Source organism: Vibrio sp. T11.5, assembly GCF_027587155.1.
Classification (GTDB): Bacteria; Pseudomonadota; Gammaproteobacteria; order Enterobacterales; family Vibrionaceae; genus Vibrio; species Vibrio neptunius.
This window is the reverse complement of sequence record NZ_JAPPTP010000085.1, coordinates 1-359: the sequence shown is the minus strand read 5'-3', so window position 1 is coordinate 359 and position 359 is coordinate 1. Positions and strand designations below refer to the sequence as shown.

General features: G+C 56.3%; 1 protein-coding gene. It reads left to right on the top strand.

Features of this window, described 5'->3' with window-relative positions:
- On the top strand, window positions 1-359 hold a 359-nt coding region (locus tag OH455_RS23310), incomplete at both ends, for a hypothetical protein (protein ID WP_269982951.1).

The following is a 359-nucleotide window of genomic DNA, read 5'->3' as shown; positions in this document are numbered from 1 at the left end:
AACCCGAAGAGAAGGAGCCAGCCTTCGCTTACGCGGTCGAATACGCGTGCGAGATGAGTTTGTACAGCAAGGCAGTCGAGCCACACATAGGCAGCCTGCTAGGCAAGACGGCACAAGAAAGCCGGCTCCCTCAATGGCGTCAAGTCGCCAATGGCCCTCATACCCGCAGCATGGTCTCGATAGACAAGCAAGAAACCCAACAATTGTGGGTGGGAAGCAAAGCCCCGCTTCCGGTCAATGCCGAACTCCGTTGGGCAGACATCATCCCTCAAGACAAAGACCACCTCACTATCGAATACGCGTTTGTGCCAATTCGCCCCGCGATCCAAATCGGCGAAATGCTCGGCCTACCGACCGAA